This is a genomic window from Alloalcanivorax dieselolei B5, from assembly GCF_000300005.1.
GTDB lineage: Bacteria > Pseudomonadota > Gammaproteobacteria > Pseudomonadales > Alcanivoracaceae > Alloalcanivorax > Alloalcanivorax dieselolei.
In genome coordinates this window covers 2,437,686-2,459,100 of sequence record NC_018691.1, presented here as the reverse complement: position 1 = coordinate 2,459,100, position 21,415 = coordinate 2,437,686, and the positions used below count along the sequence as shown (strand labels likewise).

At 62.0% G+C, this 21,415-nt stretch carries 19 protein-coding genes and 1 tRNA gene; 8 read left to right on the top strand and 12 right to left on the bottom strand.

Translation table 11 applies throughout. The features are described from left to right. Positions 1-59: 59 nt before the first annotated feature. The 6 genes from B5T_RS11040 to B5T_RS11015 form a co-directional block, all read right to left on the bottom strand. Positions 60-707, bottom strand: a complete 648-nt coding sequence (locus B5T_RS11040) for a hypothetical protein (RefSeq protein WP_014994583.1) — start codon at positions 705-707, stop codon at positions 60-62. 36 nt (positions 708-743) lie between these two features. Continuing rightward, complete coding sequence (gene nudC / locus B5T_RS11035; RefSeq protein ID WP_014994582.1) at positions 744-1,568, bottom strand: NAD(+) diphosphatase; 825 nt, start codon at positions 1,566-1,568, stop codon at positions 744-746. Further along, complete coding sequence (locus tag B5T_RS11030) at positions 1,565-3,229, bottom strand: hypothetical protein (protein ID WP_014994581.1); 1,665 nt, start codon at positions 3,227-3,229, stop codon at positions 1,565-1,567. The genes nudC and B5T_RS11030 overlap by 4 nt, the downstream gene beginning before the upstream one ends. Positions 3,230-3,654: 425 nt before the next feature. After that, entirely contained in the window at positions 3,655-4,275 is a 621-nt protein-coding gene (thrH, locus tag B5T_RS11025) for a bifunctional phosphoserine phosphatase/homoserine phosphotransferase ThrH (protein WP_014994580.1), read from the bottom strand. Between the two features lie 192 nt (positions 4,276-4,467). After that, positions 4,468-5,442 carry an HTH-type transcriptional regulator CysB gene (cysB, locus tag B5T_RS11020; RefSeq protein WP_014994579.1) on the bottom strand — a complete coding sequence of 325 codons (975 nt, stop codon included), beginning with the start codon at positions 5,440-5,442 and terminating at the stop codon, positions 4,468-4,470. Positions 5,443-5,561: 119 nt separating this feature from the next. Then, positions 5,562-6,476, bottom strand: coding sequence for a 5'-nucleotidase (locus tag B5T_RS11015; protein ID WP_014994578.1), 915 nt, complete (start codon positions 6,474-6,476; stop codon positions 5,562-5,564). A 205-nt stretch (positions 6,477-6,681) separates the two neighbouring features. Here B5T_RS11015 and B5T_RS11005 point away from each other — a divergent pair, with 205 nt between their 5' ends. Then, positions 6,682-7,317 carry a hypothetical protein gene (locus B5T_RS11005; RefSeq protein ID WP_014994577.1) on the top strand — a complete coding sequence of 212 codons (636 nt, stop codon included), beginning with the start codon at positions 6,682-6,684 and terminating at the stop codon, positions 7,315-7,317. 51 nt (positions 7,318-7,368) lie between these two features. On the opposite strand, the gene B5T_RS11000 is transcribed toward B5T_RS11005, so the two are convergent. Both B5T_RS11000 and B5T_RS10995 read right to left on the bottom strand, forming a co-directional pair. Continuing rightward, positions 7,369-8,037: a hypothetical protein gene (locus B5T_RS11000; RefSeq protein ID WP_014994576.1), complete on the bottom strand. Its 669-nt coding sequence runs from the start codon at positions 8,035-8,037 to the stop codon at positions 7,369-7,371. A 116-nt stretch (positions 8,038-8,153) separates the two neighbouring features. Beyond that, positions 8,154-8,627, bottom strand: a complete 474-nt coding sequence (locus tag B5T_RS10995; protein WP_014994575.1) for a DUF2489 domain-containing protein — start codon at positions 8,625-8,627, stop codon at positions 8,154-8,156. A 360-nt stretch (positions 8,628-8,987) separates the two neighbouring features. On the opposite strand from B5T_RS10995, the gene B5T_RS10990 reads away from it, so the two are divergent. From B5T_RS10990 to mtnC, 5 genes are all read left to right on the top strand, one after another. After that, the gene (locus tag B5T_RS10990) at positions 8,988-9,413 is read left to right on the top strand and encodes a hypothetical protein (RefSeq protein WP_014994574.1); all 426 of its coding nucleotides are present in this window, start codon (positions 8,988-8,990) and stop codon (positions 9,411-9,413) included. 163 nt (positions 9,414-9,576) lie between these two features. Then, a complete protein-coding gene (mtnA, locus tag B5T_RS10985; RefSeq protein ID WP_014994573.1) occupies positions 9,577-10,614 on the top strand; it encodes an S-methyl-5-thioribose-1-phosphate isomerase in 1,038 nt (345 codons plus the stop codon). Continuing rightward, positions 10,611-11,240 carry a methylthioribulose 1-phosphate dehydratase gene (locus B5T_RS10980; protein WP_014994572.1) on the top strand — a complete coding sequence of 210 codons (630 nt, stop codon included), beginning with the start codon at positions 10,611-10,613 and terminating at the stop codon, positions 11,238-11,240. The genes mtnA and B5T_RS10980 overlap by 4 nt, the downstream gene beginning before the upstream one ends. A gap of 41 nt (positions 11,241-11,281) precedes the next feature. Next, positions 11,282-11,827: a 1,2-dihydroxy-3-keto-5-methylthiopentene dioxygenase gene (locus B5T_RS10975; RefSeq protein ID WP_014994571.1), complete on the top strand. Its 546-nt coding sequence runs from the start codon at positions 11,282-11,284 to the stop codon at positions 11,825-11,827. 4 nt (positions 11,828-11,831) lie between these two features. Continuing rightward, on the top strand, positions 11,832-12,509 hold the full coding sequence (mtnC, locus tag B5T_RS10970) for an acireductone synthase (RefSeq protein ID WP_014994570.1): 678 nt from the start codon (positions 11,832-11,834) through the stop codon (positions 12,507-12,509). Here the strand turns inward: mtnC and B5T_RS10965 are convergent. Beyond that, complete coding sequence (locus tag B5T_RS10965; protein WP_041716987.1) at positions 12,491-13,618, bottom strand: methyltransferase; 1,128 nt, start codon at positions 13,616-13,618, stop codon at positions 12,491-12,493. The genes mtnC and B5T_RS10965 overlap by 19 nt on opposite strands. A gap of 132 nt (positions 13,619-13,750) precedes the next feature. On the opposite strand from B5T_RS10965, the gene B5T_RS10960 reads away from it, so the two are divergent. Continuing rightward, positions 13,751-13,827: transfer RNA gene (locus B5T_RS10960), tRNA-Pro, on the top strand. Between the two features lie 42 nt (positions 13,828-13,869). On the opposite strand, the gene B5T_RS10955 is transcribed toward B5T_RS10960, so the two are convergent. After that, the gene (locus B5T_RS10955; RefSeq protein ID WP_014994568.1) at positions 13,870-14,646 is read right to left on the bottom strand and encodes a DUF481 domain-containing protein; all 777 of its coding nucleotides are present in this window, start codon (positions 14,644-14,646) and stop codon (positions 13,870-13,872) included. A gap of 279 nt (positions 14,647-14,925) precedes the next feature. Between B5T_RS10955 and metH the strand changes: the two genes are divergently transcribed. Further along, a complete protein-coding gene (gene metH / locus B5T_RS10950) occupies positions 14,926-18,627 on the top strand; it encodes a methionine synthase (RefSeq protein WP_014994567.1) in 3,702 nt (1,233 codons plus the stop codon). Here the strand turns inward: metH and B5T_RS10945 are convergent. Both B5T_RS10945 and B5T_RS10940 read right to left on the bottom strand, forming a co-directional pair. Next, complete coding sequence (locus B5T_RS10945; protein ID WP_014994566.1) at positions 18,624-20,678, bottom strand: PEP-utilizing enzyme; 2,055 nt, start codon at positions 20,676-20,678, stop codon at positions 18,624-18,626. The two genes, metH and B5T_RS10945, sit on opposite strands and share 4 nt — an antisense overlap. Next, the gene (locus B5T_RS10940; RefSeq protein WP_014994565.1) at positions 20,675-21,415 is read right to left on the bottom strand and encodes a lipoprotein intramolecular transacylase Lit; all 741 of its coding nucleotides are present in this window, start codon (positions 21,413-21,415) and stop codon (positions 20,675-20,677) included. Before B5T_RS10940 ends, B5T_RS10945 begins: the two co-directional genes overlap by 4 nt.

The following is a 21,415-nucleotide window of genomic DNA, read 5'->3' as shown; positions in this document are numbered from 1 at the left end:
CTTGCTCACCTGTATGTATGGGTTGAATCGCCCGCCCCGCTCACTGCGCAGAATCCCGCTTATTGCCAGCCGGAAACCGCTTGCTGCGCGCTGCCGTTGAGAGGCCGCCCCACCAGGCCAGTGGGGGAAACCGTCACTTCAAAAATCGCCCCGTCGGCCATCGGCAGATAGGCGGCGCTACCATAGCGCGCATCGACGAGAAAACTCCAGCCCTCCCGGGCCTGGCGCCAGACATCCAGCACCGGCGGCTCATCATGGAGACTATACACGGTGCGTTCCCGTGAACGCTCATCTTCCAGAGCGAAGTAGCGCCCCTGGATGCGATCCAATTGATAGGCCGGCTTCAGTCCCAACAAGGCGAAGGGCGTCTTCCATTTGATGATTCTGGCGTCCAGTTGCCATTGGTCACCGGCCAGCCGGAAATCCCGGGTGCGGCCATCGCGGCCGGTGACCGTGGCGATGTAGGCCTGGTCATCGGTGGCACGGAAGCTGATGGTGGCCACCGGTGATTCGGCGCTCAGTTCGTGGTAGCTGTACAGGCTGACCGCCACCAGCACCAGATAGAGAGCACCAGCCACCAACAGCAATCCGACCGTGCCCTTGAGCCATTGCCACAGCCACTTCTGACGTAACAGGATCCAGGCTCCGATCAGCACCAGAACCAAGCCAATGACCATAATCAAAAGCGGGGCGAACGAAAAGCTCATCGGGACTCCATCATCATGGAAGGCTGTGTCAGGGCGCTACTGGTAAGGCGCGCGCCATTGCTCGATCAGGGTGTGGGCGATGCTGCCCGGTGGTGGTGTACGCGGCAATTGGTCATGGCGGTACCAGCCGGCATCAACGATTTCATCGTCATCGATGACGATGTCGCCACCGGCATAATCGCCATGAAAACCGAGCATCAGGGAGTGCGGGAAGGGCCAGGACTGGCTGCGCGCGTAGCGCAGATCGCCGACCTGGATGCCGGTTTCCTCCATGACTTCGCGGCGTACCGCCTGCTCGGCGGTCTCTCCGGCCTCCATGAACCCGGCCAGGCAGGAATAGAATCCCGCCGGAAAGCGCGCGGAACGGCCCAGCAAAGCGTATTCGCCATCACTGATCAGGGCGATCACGCAGGGCGTGATACGGGGATACTGGCGATAGTCGCAGGCCGGGCAGGTCATTGCCAGCTCACGTTCATGGGGAGAGGTGGGAGAGCCACAGCGGCTGCAGAAACGGTGGTTGTGTCTCCAGCTCATTACCTGCAGGGCCCGCGCCACCATGGTGAACGTATCGTCATCCAACTGGCCGATGATTTGCCGCAACGGGGTCGGGTGCAGACGCTGGTCGGCCAGTTCATGCTCACCTTCATCGCACACGTAACAGGGCTGGCCGTGCAGCACGCCAATGTAGCGGTAATTCGGGTGCTGGCGCAGCAGGAAGGCCGGCAGCCTGGGAATGCCCAGATCGCCGGGCTGCTGGGCGAAATCGATGTACAGGTTTTGTTCTTGGACCACGAAACACCAGGCTTCGTCCGCGTCTCTCGGCTCCGCCGAAGACAGGTCCAGGGAAAAGAAATGATTCACGATGTCGCTCCGCCTGTGGGATAGCCAAGGGCACCCACCGCCTGCTCCGCCACATCCAGAACGCCTTCTCCGATCGGTTTCTGTTCTTCCATGCTCTCAAGATAGTAATCGATGGCGGTCAGGGCATCCGCCAGGGTCTCCATGGCGGTGACCGTGGGTGCCTCGCTGCCACCGATCAACTCCTTCTCGATATAACACCGACAGGCGTTGGTTACGGCGCAGGCCCGCTCCAGATCGAGGAAGGTCAGCCCTCCCACCACCGAAGCGAAAGTGCCCGGAAGATTACTGAGATGCATGGTATCCCACTGTTGCTCCATATAGGAGGCCAACGACCGTTTTGCCAGCGCCAGGCCGGCCCGGCACTCGCCCACCACCGTCATGCGCGCTTCATCCAGTTGATAGCGGGAGATGCGATCGTTGTTGACCTCACGGCGAACATCGTCCGCCGGCGCCAGACTGCGCTCCAGGGTGGCGATGGTGTTCTCCGCGGCGAGCAGATCGTCCACCAGAGCGTGGAACGCATCGCTGTCCACCTCGCCGCCGGGGCGCCAGCCGGCGACATCCTCGGCACGTCGGCGCAGCTCCTGGGCGCCTTCGTTCTCGCCAATCATGTCCAGGGTGCTGGCGATGCGTCCGAGCCCTTCGGCGACGGCGCCGTAATCGGTATCGGCCACGCCCTGGGCGGCCATGTCCAAGGTGTCCTTGATCTGGTTGATTTCCTCTTTCAAAGCGCCGGCCACGGAGCGGATCACGGATCCCTTGGAGCCGGTCATCAGTGCCATTTCACGCTGCAGATCGGCGTCGGCGGGGCGTTCCCGCAGCCCGAATACGGAACGCACCTCGGTGGCGGCGTCCCCTTTTCCACTGCCCAAGGCGGTGAGATACAGGCATTCGCGCAGCAACTCCGCCGGCGGCGCCTGCTCAAGGGCACCGGCCCCCTTGTACACCAGAGCTTTCAATTGCCGGTCATAGCGCGCCAACAAGGCGCGCCGGGCCGCGGTCAGCGCCATGTCGTCGTGCAGCAGGGACTCCAGCGCCGCCCGTGCCAGCCACCACCGTTTGCCGCCGGCAAGCCGGTCAATCCGTTCCATGGCCCGCAACATAAGACGCAGATGGGTCTGCCGGTCCTGCCCCTGCAGCAGGCCCAGCAGCCCCACTTGGTACATGTGGCGCAGGCGGCGACTTTGCCGTGCCAGACCGTCGACATCCGCCGGCGGCCCCGGCGGCGTGCGCGGCAGGCTCTCGTCCACCTGGAAAAAGCGGCTTTCCGGCAGTGGCGCGCGACCGCCGGCCTGGCGCAATTCATTGATGCCGGCCACCAGGACTTCCGGTAGCGGACTGCCGCTGAGCTGAACGTATTCCAGGTAGTGGCCGAGTAACACGATGGCGTTGCCCAGAGCCTGGATCAGGGGCGTCTCAGGGCGCCGCTGAACCTCCCTTGCAGTGAGCACCATGTCCTCCGCCATCACCGTGGCGGCCTCCAGTTCCAGCATCTGGCAGATGCCGCGTAATTGCTGGAAGGCATCGATGCACCGCTCCAGAGCCGCCCCCTCGGCCTGGTTCTCGGCGAAGGCTTCCAGACTGGATTCCGATTCGCCAAGGGTGGTGTCGATGGCTTCCTTGAGAAACGTCAAGGAGGTGGTGTTGGTAATCGCGACCATGGGTAGCCCACCCGCATTTTCTGTTTTGGTTTGAATCCGTGGTCACCCCGGGCAGCCCGCCCCCCATTCCCGGCGACACGGCAAGAGCGAAAGAATTTGCACTCTCTCATGAGCTTAAACAGTGCGTCAACTTTCATTCCTAAACAACTGATTTCTCTGTAAATTGTTAACCAAGACACAGCCATGGAGGCGAGGTGCGGCGAGCCTTTTCCCGGTTCAGTGCGGGTTGGCGGGAGAGGGAGGGCGTTTCGAGGGGAGGTATCCGCCCAGCGGGGGGAGTGACGGAGGGTCTTGACGTATTCACGGCGGGCCATGGGCACCTCGGGGGGTGCCCGTAAGACCCGGCTACAAAGCACAAGAGTCTTCATTCGAGAAGAAAGGTTTCCCGCTAATCCGCGAGAACCCATTCATCACTGACTCGCCGCTCAAGACAGCGGAATATCCCGCTCACTGGCCTTGACGATTTCCTTCTTCAGGTCCTCGTAGCTGTGCACCGCCGGGAACTGAGGGAATTCCGCGATCACATTATCCGGAGCGTGAAACAGAATGCCCTGCTCCGCTTCCGACAACATGGTGGTGTCGTTATAGGAATCACCGGCGGCGATCACCCGGTAATTAAGGCTGTGCAGTGCCTTCACCGAGGCCCGCTTGGGGTCCTGCTGGCGCAGTACGTAATCGGTGATGCGGCCGTTGTCGTCCACTTCCAGGCGATGGCAGAACAAGGTCGGATTACCCAGCTTGCGCATCAGCGGCAAGGCGAACTCGTAGAAGGTGTCGGAAAGGATGATCAGTTGGAAATGCTCCCGCGCCCAATCGACGAAGGCGCGGGCGCCATCCAGCGGTTCCAGGGTGTCGATCACCGCCTGGATATCCGGCAGACCGTAGCCATGCTGGTCTAGCAGCCCCAGCCGCATTCGCATCAATTCGTCGTAATCGGGGATGTCCCGGGTGGTGGCCCGCAGTTCCTCGATTCCGGTGCGCTCGGCGAAGTTGATCCAGATCTCGGGGATCAGCACCCCTTCCAGATCAAGACATAACAATTCCACGTTGATCCCCCTTGGGGTTGAATGAAGATGGACGGTGTCGTTGGCCGCGAACGGCGGTCCCGGCGGCTCCGGGCCGGCACCACCCGGCGGCTCCGGGCCGGCACCACCCGGCGTCTCCGGGCCGGCACAATGTAGCCGCGCCCTGGTCGCTTTGCAACGCGCTCACCGGGATAGGCGCCCCTGAGCCGGCGCTCACAGCATCGGCAGTTCGATGTTCTGAAACAGCGCCTCGCGCTCCTCGCGGGTGCTGGCCCGGACCGCCGCGTCAATGACATCACGGGTCAGGTGCGGTGCGAACAGCTGGATGAATTCGTACATGAAACCGCGCAGGAAGGTGCCTTTGCGGAAGCCGATCCGGGTGGTGCTGGGCTCGAACAGATGGCCGGCTTCCAGATTGACCAGCCCTTTGTCCTGAACCGGGTCCACCGCCATGTGGGCGACGATCCCCACCCCCATGCCAAGGCGCACATAGGTTTTGATCACGTCCGCGTCGGCGGCGGTGAACACCACTTTCGGTTCCAGGCCCTGCCGGGCGAAGGCATCGTCCAGCTTGCTGCGGCCGGTAAAACCGAACACATAGGTGACGATGGGGTACTCGGCCAGGGCGTCCAGAGTCAGTGGCTTGATCTTGGTGAGTGGGTGCCCTTCCGGCACCACCACGGTCCGGTTCCAGCGGTAGCACGGCATCATCACCAGGTCGGAAAACAGATCCAGGGCTTCGGTGGCGATGGCGAAGTCGACACTGCCATCCGCCGCCATCTCCGAAATCTGCATGGGCGTGCCTTGATTCATATGCAGGGAGACATCCGGGAAGCGCTGGGTGAACTTCTGAATTACCGGGGGCAGCGCGTAACGGGCCTGGGTATGCGTGGTGGCGATGCTCAGGTCGCCCTTGGTCTCGTCGCGGAACTCCTGGGCCACCCTCTTGATCGCTTCGGTCTGCTGGAGGATGTCCCCGGCGATACGCAGGATCGCCTCCCCCGCGGGGGTCACATGGGTCAGGTGCTTGCCACTGCGGGCGAACACCTCCACCCCCAATTCGTCCTCCAGCATGCGGATCTGCTTACTGATGCCGGGCTGCGAGGTATACAGGGCCTGGGCCGTGGCGGACACATTCAGATCGTGGCGGGCCACTTCCCAGATATAACGAAGCTGCTGGAGTTTCATGGGCGCTCCCGGCCTATGCTGAACAGGTTATAAAAATATAAAGAACTATTCAGAGAAAGCATAGGGGCGGCGTTTTTTCCACCCCTTGCCTGAACCGGCGCCAAGACCATGAACGGGCGTCACGGGTCCGCCGGCGGCGCATTGGCGATACCATGCGGCACATGGCCGGCGGCCACATGCTCACGGGCGGATTCGCAGTGGCCCTGTTGATCATCGAAAAACACATCGGCGCCGAAGGCGCGCAAAAACGGCCCCTTCGGCAGTCCTCCCAGGAACAGGCTTTCGTCCAGGCGAATCCCCCAGGCCCGCAGAGTACGCACGACCCTTTCATGGGCCGGCGCCGAGCGCGCGGTGACCAGAGCGGTGCGAATCGGGCATTGCTCCACCGGGAAGGTCTTCTGGATCTGGTGCAGCGCCTCCAGAAAAGGCTTGAACGGCCCGTCATTGAGTGGTTGCCAGGCGGCAGCCTTTTCGCTCTCGGCAAACGCCTCCAGGCCGGCGCTCTGGAAGACCCGCTCGGATTCGTCGGAAAACAACACCGCGTCACCATCGAAGGCGATGCGAAGGAGATCGTCCTGCTGTTCCAGCGGTCCGCCGGAGAGGATATTGGCGGCCGCGAACCCGGCGTCCAGCACCTGACGCACGTCATCCGGGCTGGTCGACAGGAACAAGTGGGCGCCGAATGCCGAGACATAACGGTGCGGGCTTTGTCCGCCGGCAAAAGCCGCCCGGGTGATCGGGAGACCGTAATGCTCTATGGAATTGAATACGCGCAAGCCGGTATCGGAGCTGTTGCGAGACAGCAAAATCACTTCCACCCGGTCGCGGCCCTGCTCCAGCTGGTTTATCGCCAGCAACTTGGTCACCAGCGGAAAGGCGTCGCCAGGCTTGAGGATGTCGTCCTCATGGGCAGTCTGATACTCCTGAAACGCATCCAGCCCTTCTTCTTCATACACGTTGTGACTGTCACTGAGATCGAACAACGCCCGCGAACTGATCGCCACCACCAGCTTGCCGTCAAAGGAAATCGCCATATCCGTTTATCCCGTTACGCTGCGGGCAGTATCTCCGCTGGCCCGGCAAAGCTCAATGGCATTGCCGGAATGACGTGAATCGGCGGCGCTGCGCTGTTGTCCAGCCTCAGGATGTGACATAAAGTTTCAATGGCACCGCGGAGGATTCCAACCCGGTGCTGATCAAGGCCCTCACACACATCCATCCGGGGAAAGGGAGTCATCCATGGCCGCGAATACAGTACGAAGCCGCCTTGACGATCTGCAGGCACAGATCCGCAAGTTGGCGGAACGTTTCGATAACGAAAGGGATAAACAGATCGCGCAACTGGAAAAACAGCTGGAAAAGGCTCGCCAGCGGCTTAATCAGGAGGTTGAGCGGCGCCGTGACACGCTCAATCGGTTGGAGAAGCTGCAGGCGGAATACCGGAAGAAAGCAAATGCCACGGTCAAGCGGCAGCTGGATCGCGCCCGCAAGGCGGTGGACGAGGCGCGCTCCCGGGTGGACGAATCGGAAGCCCGCAAGCGTTTCCTGGAAACCGAGGTGAAGGTGCTCAAGGCCACCGCCAAGCAGGCCAACAGCCTGGCCAAAGTGATCGGTCAGTACCAGAAGGATCTGGAAAAGCGCGCCAAGGATATTGAAAAGCGGGTTGGCGGCGATGCACCGAAAGCGGCACCGAAACGCAAAACGGCCGCGGTGAAGAAGCAAACCGCCGCGCCTCGGAAAAAGGCGGCCGCCAAGAAAAAAGCCGCGGTGAAAAAGACGCCGGCAAAGAAAAAGGCAGCCACTCGTAAGAAAACCGCCACCCGGGCCAAGAGCGCTGCAGCTCCATCCACCCCGACCCAGGGCGACGCCTCCTGAGCCGCGCCGCGCCGGCGGTAGTGCCGTCGGCGCGGTCTTACATATCCGTGGTTAGCCGAATCGGTGCAACAGGCTCTGATAGTACGCCACCACCGGTTTACGGTGACTGCGCTCCATGGCCGGCAATCCCTTGTCCACGGCGGATGTGGAAGCCTTGTTGATGGTGGCGCGAGCGGTGGACACCAGTCCACGGTTGATGGCGCCGAGTTTCAGACTGCCCAGGGTCTTATCCAGATAGTTTTCGATGGCCCCGTCGGTGATACCGTGCATCACTTCCACCAGATGCGCCATCTCCCCTTCCCCATTGGCGAATGACTCGAAAACCCGATTGGCACGCTCCGCCAGATCCGCTGGCAATGGATAGCCGACGAAGACGCCGCCGTCCTTTTCCAGTCGCAGTGAACTGAAATGTTGAGCCAGGGCCTGTTGCTCCTCGACGCTGGCTTTGCGCATCAGGCGTCCGGCCAGTCCGTGGGCGGCCTTACGGATCACCTTCATGGCACCCATGATCATATTCACCGCGGTGCCGCGCGCATTGACCGCTTCGATCGGGCCGGTGAAGTAAGTATGCAGGACCTCGTCGATGAAAGGATCGGTGATGCCATCCAGATCCGCGGCATGGTTGCCAGACGGGTTTTCCCGCATCTTGGCAAGAAAGGCATCGATACGCTGGCACAGTGTTTCGCTGGCGGGAAAGGCCACGTACAAGGTGTCACTCATAATCTGAACTCGGCTTCCAATAACTGGTAAAGGTAATTGCAAACAATGGAAAGCGCCGATCATACCCAATGGTATACAGGGCGCCCGCAGCCGTGACGCCTGAGTCGAGTGTCTTTTCAGTCAGTCCGCCGGCGCGGACAAAGTTGTTGCCGCCATTGCACCAGCACGCCCGCAAGCCGTTCGGTGGCCTGCATGAACGCCTCCGCTTGCTCGTCTTCCAGACGCAGGCGGTCAAGATCCTCCCGGTTGCGTTGAGCCGGAGGCAGCGCTTTGCGGGCATCGCCCCGATGAAAGTTCTCGCAGTCGCTGGCCAGTTGATGAATCGCCGACAGATCCACTTTTGGCGCGATCCGCGCCGGCAAACAGTCCAGCAGCACCGCCATTCGCAGGCTCGCCTCGCCGGCATCCACCTGCCCTTGCATATAAGCACGACTGAGCACTTCCAGGCTCTCCAGCACCTGGGCATGGCGATGCCGCTCAAGGGCGGCTTCACGGCGCCGTGACATCCAGCGCCAGATCAGTAACCCCAGCAGTACACCGATCAGCAGACCGATCCCGATTGCCAGAGCCAATTGCGCCGCCATCCCCATAAAGGTTCTCCTGCTTCACCATGTCTTCGTTGATTGGTCTCGACTCACCAGACGGTCGCCGTGGCACGGTTGGCCGCTCCGACGGTCCCATGTTATACGGCGGTACATGGGCTGTACGACGATGCATTGAAAATCATCATCGCTGGTCTCATATTTGCGCGGGAGGGTCGCCGGTCTTGTCCCATGGCCGGCGACTCACGCGTCATGCGCCGGCCATTGCGACGGCACGGCACCAACCATGCGAAGCGGAACATACCGGTTTAACTGGCCAGACGTCCAACCCGCTCCGTTTGTTGGTGCGCAGGCAACGAGGCCAGACGCCAAAGGCTGTGTAAGGAAAATTGTGAGGAGAGCCGAGCAGTGACGCTGAGCCTGCCCCCCTGGCTGCACCAACTGGGACAAACCCTGGAACCGTGGTTTCCCACTCTCACCTTGATTGGGCTGCTGATGGCGGTGATTTCCACCCTGGCCATTCCCTGGCTGGTGATTCGCATGCCGGCGGATTATTTCACCGCCGAGCGGCGCCCCACTCACTACCGACACCCGGGCCATTGGCTGTTGTTGGCGTTGCGCAATGCCCTTGCCGTGGTGTTATTGGTGGCCGGTCTGTTGATGTTGATTCTGCCCGGGCAAGGCCTGCTGACCATGCTGATCGCCGTCATGGTCAGCACCTTTCCAGGCAAGTACCGGCTGGAGCGGGCCATCATTCGTCAACACAGTGTGTTCCGGGCGGTGAACTGGATTCGCCGCCGGCGGCGACGGGAACCGCTGCTCTATCCTCCCTAAAAGATACCTCCCTAAAAGATACCTCCCTAAAAGATACCTCCCTAAAAGATGCCTCCGCAAAAGAGGATTCCCGAAGAGATGCCTTCGTGGTGGATGGCTGTTGTAGAATAACCGCCCCGGCCCGGTGCCGGGTGACGCTTTCGCTACTTTCACGGAGACATTGATGGCCCTGGCGAGTCTCGCGATCCGCTGGCACGACACCGCGCTTGATCTGCTCGATCAGCGCGCCCTGCCCGCCGACACTACCTGGCTGCGCATCACCAACGCGCGCGACGCCGCCCACGCCATTCGCGAGATGGTGGTGCGCGGCGCGCCCGCTATCGGCATCACCGCCGGCTATGGCCTGGCACTGGAAGCCCAACGGCTTGGCGACCAGGCGTCCCTGGCGGCGCTGGCGCCGGCCTTCGAGGTGCTTGCCGCGAGCCGCCCCACCGCGGTGAATTTGTTCTGGGCGCTGGACCGGCTGCGCCAGGCCGCCGGCGATCTCAGTGGCGCTGCCCTCGCCCGGCACCTGAGTGAGCAGGCCGAGCGCCTGCATCGGGACGATCTGGCCGCCAATCGGCGTCTCGGCGAGGCGGGTCTGGCCCTTCTGCCTGAAGGGGCCCGCGTTTATACCCACTGCAACACCGGCGCTCTGGCCACCGGCGGCCACGGCACCGCCCTCGGCATCATCCGTTCCGCCTGGGAGGCAGGCCGCTTGCGGTCAGTGTATGCCGGGGAGACGCGGCCCTGGCAGCAGGGGGCTCGCCTGACCAGTTGGGAGCTGATGCAGGACGGCATTCCCGTCACCCTGGTGGTGGACAGTTGCGCCGCCATGCTGATGGCCCAGGGCGAGGTGGATGTGGTGATCGTTGGTGCCGACCGCATCGCCGCCAACGGCGATACCGCCAACAAGATCGGCACCTATTCCCTGGCCGTGCTGGCTCGCCATCATGGCATTCCGTTCATTGTCGCGGCACCGGATTCGACCCTGGACGCGGCGATGCAGGACGGTTCCGGCATCGTCATCGAGCAACGTCCGGCGGAGGAAGTCCGGCAGGTGGCGGGCCAGCCCTGCGCCCCGGCGGACTGCCCGGTCCATAATCCCGCCTTCGATGTGACGCCGGCCGCCTTGATCAGCGCCATTGTTACTGAAAACGGGGTTATCCCGTCCCCCGACCCGACCGCCATGGCGGCGTATTTCGCCCGGAGTGCCTCATGAGCCAGCGCCCCTATTCCATCGCCGCCTTCCGTGAAGCCGCCCGCACCCTGGCGGCCACCGGCCATCGTCTGTATCAGCAGGGCTGGTCCCCCGCCACCAGCAGTAATTACTCAATACGCTTGAACGCCGGGCACGCCGCCATTACCTGCTCCGGCAAGGACAAGGGGCTGCTGGAAGAAACCGATATCATGGTGGTGGATTTGCAGGGCCAGCCGGTGGGGGATGGCAAGCCCTCGGCGGAAACCCTGTTGCACACCCAGCTCTACCGGCGTTTTGACAAGGTCGGCGCGGTGCTGCATACCCACAGCCATGCCTCCACCGTGTTGACCATGCACTGGCCGGCGGATCACCTTACCCTGGAAGGGTATGAGCTGCTGAAAGCGCTGGAGGGCATTACCACCCACGACACCCGGGTCACCCTGCCCGTATTCGACAATACTCAGGACATCGCCGAGTTGTCGGCACGGGTGGATCAGGCCATGGACCAGGGCCTGGCCAACCACGCTTACCTGATCCGTGGCCATGGTCTGTACACCTGGGCCGCGGATATGGCCACCTGTTACCGCCAGTTGGAGGCGTTGGAGACGCTGCTGGCCATTGAACTGGATCGTCGCCGGCTGGGTTGACCCCACCCCGCAGGCGTAGAGATCGTAACGAGGATCATCCCATGAGCAATCTGAAAATTTTCCACGACGGTGAACCGGAGAATCCGCAACTGGTGGTGGAAAGCAAAGCCGCCATGGCGGTGGAACTGGCCAAGGCCGGGATCCGCTATGAACAATGGCAGGCGACCAAGCCGTTGACGGCCAGTCCATCCCAGGAAGAAGTGCTGGAAGCCTACGCCCAGGACATCGACCGCCTGAAGCGCGAGGAAGGCTACCAGACCGTGGACGTGGTCAGCATGCAACCGGATCATCCGGACAAAGCGGTGTTCCGGGAAAAGTTTCTGGACGAGCACCGCCACTCGGAAGACGAGGTTCGTTTCTTCGTCGAGGGTCAGGGACTGTTTACGTTGCACATCGAGGGCCAGGTTTATGAAGTGTTGTGCACCAAGGGCGACCTGATCTCGGTGCCGGCTAATACCGCGCACTGGTTCGATATGGGCCCGAACCCGCACTTCGTGGCCATCCGTTTGTTCAATAATCCGGAAGGCTGGGTGGCCAACTTCACCGGCAGTGATATCGCCGGCCGGTTCAGCCGCCTGGAGAACTGATTCGATGACGATCGAGGCCATTCTCACCGACATCGAAGGCACCACCAGCAGTATTTCCTTCGTCAAGGAAGTGCTGTTCCCCTATGCCGACCGGGAAATGGAAGCTTTCCTGCGCACGCACTGGGAACGGCCCGCCGTGGCGGAATGCGTGGCCCAGGCCCGTGCCGAGAGCGGCCAGCCGCTGGCGTCACCGGAGCAGGCCGCGGCCTTGTTCCGCGGCTGGATCGCCGAGGACCGCAAGATCACGCCTCTGAAAACGCTGCAGGGCATGATCTGGCAAGCGGGTTATGAGAGTGGCGACTACCAGGCTCACATGTATTCCGACGCGGTGGAACAGCTGCGGGAATGGCAGGCTCGGGGGCTGAAGCTGTACGTGTATTCGTCCGGCTCCATCGCCGCCCAGAAGCTGTTCTTCGGCTACAGTGAGGCCGGTGACCTGACGCCGTTGTTCAGCGGCTATTACGACACCACCAGCGGCGGCAAGAAAGAAGCCGACAGCTACCGGCGTATCACCGCCGACATCGGCGTGGCTCCCGAGCGGGTGTTGTTTCTCTCCGACGTGGAAGCGGAATTGGACGCGGCGCGGGAGGCCGGCCTGCGCACCACCCTGCTGGACCGCGAAAAGGTTTTGCTGAACACATCACATGCCCGCGCTGAAACCTTTTACGACGTCGCTCTCTGACTGCACCGATAAATGACGAACTTGGTGTTGGCCGCCACCACGTCCACCTGAGCGAACGCCCGCCGCAACGGCGGGCGATAGGGTAAATGCCGATTCGCCACCACCCACAACGCGCCTTCTTCCGCCAAATGCCGTCGGGCATGACGAAACAGCGTCAACGCGACCCGGTCGTCGACGGCATGGCCCCGGTGGAACGGCGGGTTCAGCACGATCAGGTCGAACCGCTGCTCCAGGCCATCCAGACCATTGCCCAGATGGAACCGGCAGCGCTCGGGTTCGGGAATATAAAGGCCCGCGTTACGGCGTGCGCTTTCCACCGCCAGAAAGGACTCATCGCAGAACGTCACCCGCGCCCGGGGATTGTCCGTCGCCAGCGTCAGGCCCAGCACGCCATTGCCGCACCCCAGGTCTGCGATCTCCCCTTCCACCTGCCGGGGCAGATGCTCCAGCAGGAAGCGCGCGCCGATATCCAGATGCTGGCGCCCGAAGACGCCGGCGCCGGTATGCAGTTCCCAACCACGCTCCGGCACGCTGACCAGAGCCTCTTCCGGCACCGGCCCAAGGGTCTTGCCAGGGGCAAGGGCCGAGAACCGTCGCGCCTTTTTCCAACCCAATCCGGCCTGGCCATTGCCCAGATAAGCCTCCATCAAAGGCACCAGGTTCGGCGGCAGGTGCTTGTCCATCCCGGCCAGCCAGATCGGTGTGCCTTCCGGAACAATGCGCGCCAGCCAGTCCAGTTGCGCCTCCAGCAGCGACAACTCCTTGGGAACCCGCATCAGTACCTGGTCAGGGCGGATCGAAGGTGCTTGCCAAGGCCACGACCAGCCGGCTTGCGGTAATGTCATGGCATTGTCGGCGGCGTTGGCCGCCGCCGCGCGCCAGGCCAGCCAGGAGTCGCCGTGGCTGCATGCCGGGCCACGCCGCAGCGCCGTCAGCCACAGGGCCCCGCATTGGTCGTTTAGCACCAGAGTGGCCGACCCCGCCCCCTGCTCTTGCAATGTCTTGAGCAAATACCGGTCCGCCGCATCCCAGGCTTGCAGGCGCTCATCGCGCCGACGGGGCCAGCGCCGCAGACGCAGATCGTCCAGTTGTTCAGGTAATTCGGGCATCAAACCGGCTATCAGGCAGGCCAAAGAAGGCGCATTGTACGGGTAATTGAGCAGAATATGGACAACCGGATAAATTCCCGTTGCAAAACAGTAGCATTCTGAAAATTCGCTGCTAGAATACGCCACCACATTCGGAGTATAGCTCAGCCTGGTAGAGCACTACGTTCGGGACGTAGGGGTCGCAGGTTCGAATCCTGCTACTCCGACCAATTAAAAAAAGCCGGCCCTCGGGCCGGCTTTTTTTATGTCGGTCAGAAAGTGTAGACCACGGAGACCCGGGTTTCCTGGTCGCTGCGGTGGCTGCCGTCATCCGGCACCTTGGAGTTGCGCTTCAGCAGATGGCTGAGCCGCAGTGAGAAATGATCGTTGATCTTGGACGTCAGCGAGGTTTCCGCCCGTACCACGGTGTTCTCATCACCCACTTCGGTGGTGAAATCTTCCTTGAAGGTAGCGGTTTCGGAAATCTTCCACTCGTATTTGGCGGCGAAGCGGCCGATCAGACTTTCCTCGGTATCCTGACAGCTGGTGTAGGAATCAGAGGGATCCAGGCAGTCCACGCGGTAACCGGGGCCGGCTTCCAGGTCCAGAGTGTGGGTTTCCGTATCCAGGAAACGACGGCCAAGACCAATGGCATAACTGGCCTGATAGTGATAGCCAGAGAAGTTGTCTTTGTCGTAGGTGACGATATTGAAAATGTAGTTCCGGCCGAGATCGCCGAACTTGCGATCCAGCTTGTAAGAGCCGTAATAGCGTTCGGCGGTGCGCTCGTCCTCGCGGGTGTCATCGTTGCGGGACATCTCATTGACCGCTTCCAGTTTACCAGTATGACGCCATAGCCGGCCATCGTGGGTCAGATTGGCCGCGGCGGCCGCGTTCTGGGAGCGGGTGTTGCCGGACTTCAGAAGGTAAGAGCCTTCCAGTTCGATGTCCCAGCCACGCGGTTCAGCCGCTTTTTCCGCTTCCTGGGCGTAACTCAGGGCTGGCCCCGCTGCCAGGGCGCATGCCAGGACCAAGCATTGTTTGCGCATCATGCCTCCTACGCTATGTTGATGATTCAAGGCCCGTTCCGGGACCATTAACAGTAAAAGGGCGCATTATGCGCAAACGCGCGCGCCTGCCCCACCGTATACAGTGCATTGGCGGTTTTTTTTACAATACGACTATCAACCGGTCACAATCCGGCCCTCGATGAGGGCGCCATGAGCATGATCCCGGCAAAGGCGCTCAGTATAGCGGGCACTCGGGTGCGTTGGGCAACACCGTCCCAGCCGCTATAATGCGCCCCCGGTCACCCAACGGAGCAGTTCATGTCGAACCAACGCCGCGCGCAGCTCACCTCTCTCATGCAGGATCGCATCGTCATCCTGGACGGGGGCATGGGCACCATGATTCAGCGCCTCAAGCTCAACGAAGACGACTACCGGGGCGCTCGGTACGCGGACTGGCACTGCGATCTGAAGGGCAACAATGACCTTCTGTCCATTACTCAGCCGGAAAAAATCGAAGCGTTGCATCGCGCCTACCTGGAAGCGGGCGCCGATATCATCGAGACCAACTCTTTCAACAGTACCGCCATCGCCATGGCGGACTACGACATGCAGGCGCTGGCCCATGAATTGAACAAGGCCTCCGCCGAGGTGGCCCGTCGCGCCGCCGACGCGCTGGCCACGCCGGAGCGGCCGCGTTTTGTCGCCGGGGTTCTGGGCCCCACCAACCGCACCGCCAGTATCAGTCCGGATGTGAACGATCCCAGCTACCGCAACGTCAACTTCGACGCTTTGGTGGAAGCGTATCTGGAAGCCGTGGACGGTCTGGTCCAGGGTGGTTCGGATCTGATTCTGATCGAAACCATCTTTGACACCTTGAACGCCAAGGCGGCGGTATTCGCGGTGGATCAGTATTGTTACGAGCGTGGGCTCGATCTACCGGTAATGATTTCCGGCACCATTACCGATGCCTCCGGCCGGACTCTTACCGGGCAGACCACCGAGGCTTTTTATAATTCGCTGCGCCATGCCAGACCCATTTCCATGGGCCTGAACTGTGCTCTGGGCCCGATGGAACTGCGCCCTTATATCGAAGAGCTGTCGCGCATCTCCGAATTCCACGTCTCCGCCCACCCCAATGCCGGACTGCCCAACGAAATGGGCGAGTACGACCTGGATCCGGACACCATGGCGAAGGAAATCCGTGGTTGGGCGCAAAAAGGCTTTCTCAACATCATTGGCGGCTGCTGTGGTACCACCCCGGAACACATCGCCGCCATGGCGGAGGCGGTGCGGGACTGTGCACCACGTGCTCTGCCCGCGATCCCGGTGCAATGCCGCCTGTCCGGCCTTGAACCCTGCAGCATCGCGCCCGACTCCCTGTTCGTGAACGTGGGCGAGCGCACCAATGTCACCGGTTCCAAGCGCTTTTTACGTCTGATCAAGGAAGGCGATTACGACACCGCGCTGGATGTGGCCCGGGACCAGGTGGAAAACGGCGCCCAGATCATCGATATCAATATGGACGAGGGCATGCTGGACTCCCTCGAGTGCATGGTCCGGTTCCTCAATCTGGTGGCTTCGGAACCGGAAATTTCCAAAGTGCCGATCATGATCGACTCTTCCAAGTGGGAAGTGATCGAAGCTGGCCTGAAATGCATTCAGGGCAAGGGCGTGGTGAACTCCATCTCCCTCAAGGAAGGGGAAGAGGCGTTCCTGAATCAGGCGCGCCTGATCCGCCGCTACGGTGCCGCCACCGTGGTGATGGCGTTCGATGAGAACGGCCAGGCGGAAACCCGTGAGCAGAAAGTGGCGATCTGCAGCCGCGCCTACAAGCTGCTGACCGAAGAGGTGGGCTTCCCGCCGGAAGACATTATCTTTGACCCGAACATCTTCGCCATCGCCACCGGTATCGAGGAGCACAACAATTACGCGGTGGACTTCATCGAAGCCGTGGCGGAGATCAAACGCACCCTGCCCCACGCGTTGATTTCCGGCGGTGTCTCCAACGTGAGCTTCTCATTCCGGGGCAACAACCCGGTGCGCGAGGCGATTCACGCGGTGTTTTTATACCACGCCATCCAGAGTGGTATGGACATGGGTATCGTCAACCCATCGCAGCTGGCGATCTACGCGGACATTCCGGCGGAACTGCGCGACGCGGTGGAAGACGTGGTAATGAATCGCCGCGAGGATGGCACCGAACGTCTACTCGATCTGGCCGAAAAGTACCGCGACAGCGGCGACAAGGAAGTCAAGAAGGAAGACCAGGAGTGGCGCTCCTGGCCGGTGGAGAAGCGGCTCGAGCACGCCCTGGTCAAAGGTATTGCCGATCATGTGGAAAGCGACACCGAGGAAGCCCGGCTGCGGGCGGAGCGCCCTCTGCACGTGATCGAAGGCCCGTTGATGGATGGCATGAACGTGGTCGGCGATCTGTTCGGCGCCGGCAAGATGTTCCTGCCCCAGGTGGTGAAATCCGCCCGGGTAATGAAAAAGGCGGTGGCCTATCTGCTGCCGTTCATGGAAAAGGAAAAAGAGGAAATGGGCACCCAGGATGAGTCCAACGGGCGCATCCTGATGGCCACGGTGAAAGGGGATGTTCACGATATCGGCAAGAACATCGTCGGCGTGGTGCTGCAGTGTAACGGCTATGAGGTCATCGACCTTGGCGTCATGGTGCCCTGCGATAAAATCCTTGAAACCGCCCGTGCGGAAAAGGTGGATATCATCGGTCTGTCCGGCCTGATCACCCCTTCCCTGGACGAAATGGTCCATGTGGCCAGCGAGATGGAACGGCTGGAGATGGATCTGCCGCTGATGATTGGCGGCGCCACCACCAGCCGCATCCACACCGCGGTGAAGATCGATCCGAACTACCACCATGCCGTGATCCATGTGGCGGACGCCTCCCGCGCCGTCGGCGTGGTTTCCCGGCTACTGTCCGATACCCAGAAAGACGGCTATGTGGAGGAGACCAAGGCCACCTACCAGAGCCTGCGCGAACGGCGCAAACAACAGCAGGTGGACCGCTCCCTGGTCAGTATCGAGAAGGCCCGGAAACACCGGTTCCAGCCGGACTGGAGCAGCTACACGCCGCCGGAGCCGAAGGTCAAGGGCCTCAAGGTGTTTGACGACTATCCTTTGGAAGAGCTGGTGGAGCGCATTGACTGGACCCCGTTTTTCCGCTCCTGGGAACTGGCCGGCCGCTTCCCCCGTATTCTCGAGGACGACGTGGTGGGCGAGGAAGCCACCCGGCTTTACCAGGACGCGCGCGACATGCTGGATCGTCTGCTCAAGGAGAAATGGCTCACCGCGCGGGGTGTGATCGGCTTCTGGCCGGCGCAATCGGACATGGATGACATTCAGTTGTTCCGGCAGCCCGGCGACACCGAACCGTTCATGACACTGCATCATCTGCGCCAGCAATTGGACCGGACAAAGAACGATAAACCGGATTATTGCCTGAGTGATTTCATCGCGCCGAAAGACAGCGGCAAACAGGACTGGCTGGGCGGCTTCGCGGTCACCACCGGCATCGGTATCGACGAGCACGTGGCGCGCTTCGAGGCGGACCATGACGATTATTCCGCGATCATGCTAAAGGCTTTGGCGGACCGGCTTGCCGAGGCCTTCGCCGAACGTCTGCATGAGCGGGTGCGCAAGGAGTTCTGGGGATACGCCGCGGATGAGACCCTGGATAATAACGCTCTGATTTCCGAGCAGTACCGGGGCATTCGCCCCGCTCCGGGTTATCCGGCCTGCCCGGATCACACCGAAAAAGCCCTGCTGTGGGAGCTGCTGGAGCCGGAAACAAACGCCGGCATGACGCTCACCGAACACTACGCCATGTTCCCGGCGGCGGCGGTATCCGGTTGGTACTTCTCTCACCCGGAAGCCAAGTATTTCGGTACCGGAAAGCTCGGCAAGGATCAAATGGACGACTACGCCGCCCGTAAGGGAATGACCCGCAAAGAGATCGAAAAGATGGTCCCTCACCTGCTCGGCTATATCGACGAGGACTAGCCGCCCGGCGCCGGCGACGTGTTCCTGGCCACGGTGCCCGCCGCGCCGTCCAGCACCACCCATTCCTCGTCGCGCACACCGTGCAGGGCATCGGCCAGCCCCCATACCGCCGGGATGCCGCAGGCCCGGGCCAGGCTGGCGGCGGGATTGGCCGGGTCCCGGCGGCTCAGGATCAAGGCGCCGGCGCGCGCCAGCCAGGGAGTCCAGGCGGCGTCCACTTCATCCACCACCAGCACATCGCCGGGCCGGATATTGTTCAGTGCCCAGGCACTGCAGAGCCGGCGGACCGGCCCTTCCACTCGCCCCGCCACCAGAGGCAGTCCGAGCAATAAGGGCTCGGAGGTGTTGCCGCCGAAACCGTAGCCGATGCGGTCCATTTTCCAATCCGGCGCGCCGACCAAAGCGTCTTCCAGATAGCGGACCTTACGCTGGGCGATGATGCGCCCGGCGGCGGATTTGGGAATGCGGCGCTGCATCCACAAGGTCCACAGCTCATCGAAATACAGAAAATGGATATCGTCCGGATGAGCCAGCAACTCTTGCGATACCAACTCACCGGCGGCACGGACCAACCATTCCCGCAGTTGTTGTGCCAACGCCTGCCGCAACGCCCGCGCCCGCTTTGCCAACGACAACCAGGCGGCCACCTCCGTATCCAATCGGTCGCTGGGATCATGACGCCGGCGCCGTTCGCCGGCGGCCTCCAATACCGCCGTCAAGGAAGGGCTGTCCCGCACCGGCGCATGCACCGGATCATCACCCGGGCGCAGCGTCGCCAACTCCGCCCCCTGCCCCGCGTCCCCCACATCCCTCTTTCCCACATCCCTCTTTTTCAAATCAAGGGCCTGATCCAGCGCTCGCAGTTCAGAGGCCGTCAGCAGCGATGTGAGCGGAAAGGGCTGGTCATGGAAATCCGCCAATTCCGGCAGCCACAGATAACACAACCGGCCTTCCAGACGGGCCAGTCGTTCGCCGATGCGATCCAGCGCGATCAGTTGGTGCCAGAGGGCATCCCGGTCATTGTTTCCAGCCCATTCTTGTTTCCGGTGGCACTGTTTCAAGCGACGCTCGAGTACCGCCAGTGTCCACAGCCAGCGTCGGCGTGGCGGTGGCAACCGCCGACGGGAGGTCGGATCGTCCAGGGACTCCGGCGGCTGCCAGGCCGGCGGCACCTGTGACCAGGCCGCCGGCCAGGTTTCCGCCAGGCGGCGAAAGTAAAGCGCATTACTGTACAGATGGCTGTGTTGGCGCCGGTAGGGCTCGACGTTCTCCAGTTCCTTCCAGCCGTGACGGCGAGCCAGTGGCCACCAAAAGGCGGTTTTCAGCCAGCGCCCTTCCAGCGTATACCACAGCGGGGTCAGGGCCTGATTGAACAGGGCACCGCCGGCCCGCCGGTTCCAGGCTTCCTCGGGCACTGGCAGTGAACCCACCGGCAGGCTCTGCAGCAGCCAGATCCGCTCACCGTCATATACCCACTCCCCGGCCTGCGGATGGTCAAACTGATTGCGCAGCAAATGCCCCAGAGTCACCAGGGCCCCGGTGGGAACGATCCGGTCCAGGGCCGGAGAGCCGTCACCATGATGTACCAGCCGCCCATCGGTATCGAACACCAGCCGCTGTCGCTCCCCAGCCCCGGCGGGAACGCCCTCCACCACCATATGGGGCAGGTCCTGACGCAGCGGATGGCGAGTGAACAGCACTCCGGCGGCCTGCAAATCCGGCAATGCCTGGATGATCGCGTGGTCCGGTCCGGGGCGGTGTTCGAACAACTGATGGAGGGCGTGGGCCAGGGCCTGATCACTGTCCAGCTTCAGCAGGCTTTCCCGTCGGGAACGGGGATTCATCACGCCATGATGCAGTACCCAGCGGCGTTGCCGGCCGAACATACGCGGTAAAGCACGTAAACGACGGGCGAGATCGTCCACCTGCAGTGCCAGCACCGCCTCCCGGCTGACCTGCCAGCTCGGCGGTATCGGCAACCCGGATGCCGCCCAGCGCTGAACGTTCTCGGCCCCGCTGGCGTCCGGACCCAGTACTTCGATACCACTCATGCGCTGGCAGGACTCCCCCGCCCCGCCAGCCGCAGACCGGTGAAATAAATCAGGGGCGTCAGTATGGCAACCCCGGCGGACAGCACCAGCGCGATACCGCCGAACAGCACCGGCGCTTTCATCAATGTGCTCATGAGTGAGTCCTGCCAGTAGAAAAACCATTCATGTTCGGGCGGAAAGAGCCAGATATGAAACTGGTAAAACACCGCCTCCGGACCGGCCACCAGCAGCCAACCCGCCAGTCCCAGCAACGGCACCGCCAGAGCGATAAGACGAGTGCCGGCGGCCGGCCGGCGCTGATGCCGTACCCATAAGGCCAATGGCCACCAGAGACAGGTGGCAATCAGCGTGATCACCGTTCCCAGGCGGATCAGATGGGCCACATCCCTGAGGTGCAGGATTTCCGCCTCCCGCAGCAGCGGGACCGGTTGCTCCAGGCGATTGGGATAGTGAATGTTTTCCAACCCTTCGCCGTTGTTGTGGACGGCCTCGCGGATTTCGTGAAACAGCGCTTGATACTGCTCCGCTTCGAGCCGCTCGAAGTCCCTACGGTACCGGTTCTGAGGGCCGTATTCCCGGATGTGCTCCTCAATATCAAGGGTTGGATACCAGAACGAGTAGCCATAATCGCACAGGCTGTAGAGCCCCCAGCTAACGCCGAGCGCCAGGACCATGGCGTTGAGGGTATACAGCCACCAGGCCGCCAGGGCGGCGGCGCCACCAGCGTGCCCCGTCAT

What these genes read in the sequence shown, in the direction of transcription:
- B5T_RS11040 (WP_014994583.1), bottom strand. Translation starts at nt 707, where the DNA reads ATGAGCTTTTCGTTCGCCCCGCTTTTGATTATGGTCATTGGCTTGGTT.
- B5T_RS11030 (WP_014994581.1), bottom strand. Translation starts at nt 3,229, where the DNA reads ATGGTCGCGATTACCAACACCACCTCCTTGACGTTTCTCAAGGAAGCC.
- cysB (WP_014994579.1), bottom strand. Translation starts at nt 5,442, where the DNA reads ATGAAACTCCAGCAGCTTCGTTATATCTGGGAAGTGGCCCGCCACGAT.
- B5T_RS11015 (WP_014994578.1), bottom strand. Translation starts at nt 6,476, where the DNA reads ATGGCGATTTCCTTTGACGGCAAGCTGGTGGTGGCGATCAGTTCGCGG.
- B5T_RS11005 (WP_014994577.1), top strand. Translation starts at nt 6,682, where the DNA reads ATGGCCGCGAATACAGTACGAAGCCGCCTTGACGATCTGCAGGCACAG.
- B5T_RS11000 (WP_014994576.1), bottom strand. Translation starts at nt 8,037, where the DNA reads ATGAGTGACACCTTGTACGTGGCCTTTCCCGCCAGCGAAACACTGTGC.
- B5T_RS10995 (WP_014994575.1), bottom strand. Translation starts at nt 8,627, where the DNA reads ATGGGGATGGCGGCGCAATTGGCTCTGGCAATCGGGATCGGTCTGCTG.
- mtnA (WP_014994573.1), top strand. Translation starts at nt 9,577, where the DNA reads ATGGCCCTGGCGAGTCTCGCGATCCGCTGGCACGACACCGCGCTTGAT.
- B5T_RS10980 (WP_014994572.1), top strand. Translation starts at nt 10,611, where the DNA reads ATGAGCCAGCGCCCCTATTCCATCGCCGCCTTCCGTGAAGCCGCCCGC.
- B5T_RS10975 (WP_014994571.1), top strand. Translation starts at nt 11,282, where the DNA reads ATGAGCAATCTGAAAATTTTCCACGACGGTGAACCGGAGAATCCGCAA.
- mtnC (WP_014994570.1), top strand. Translation starts at nt 11,832, where the DNA reads ATGACGATCGAGGCCATTCTCACCGACATCGAAGGCACCACCAGCAGT.
- B5T_RS10965 (WP_041716987.1), bottom strand. Translation starts at nt 13,618, where the DNA reads ATGCCCGAATTACCTGAACAACTGGACGATCTGCGTCTGCGGCGCTGG.
- B5T_RS10955 (WP_014994568.1), bottom strand. Translation starts at nt 14,646, where the DNA reads ATGCGCAAACAATGCTTGGTCCTGGCATGCGCCCTGGCAGCGGGGCCA.
- metH (WP_014994567.1), top strand. Translation starts at nt 14,926, where the DNA reads ATGTCGAACCAACGCCGCGCGCAGCTCACCTCTCTCATGCAGGATCGC.
- B5T_RS10945 (WP_014994566.1), bottom strand. Translation starts at nt 20,678, where the DNA reads ATGAGTGGTATCGAAGTACTGGGTCCGGACGCCAGCGGGGCCGAGAAC.
- B5T_RS10940 (WP_014994565.1), bottom strand. Translation starts at nt 21,415, where the DNA reads ATGACGGGGCACGCTGGTGGCGCCGCCGCCCTGGCGGCCTGGTGGCTG.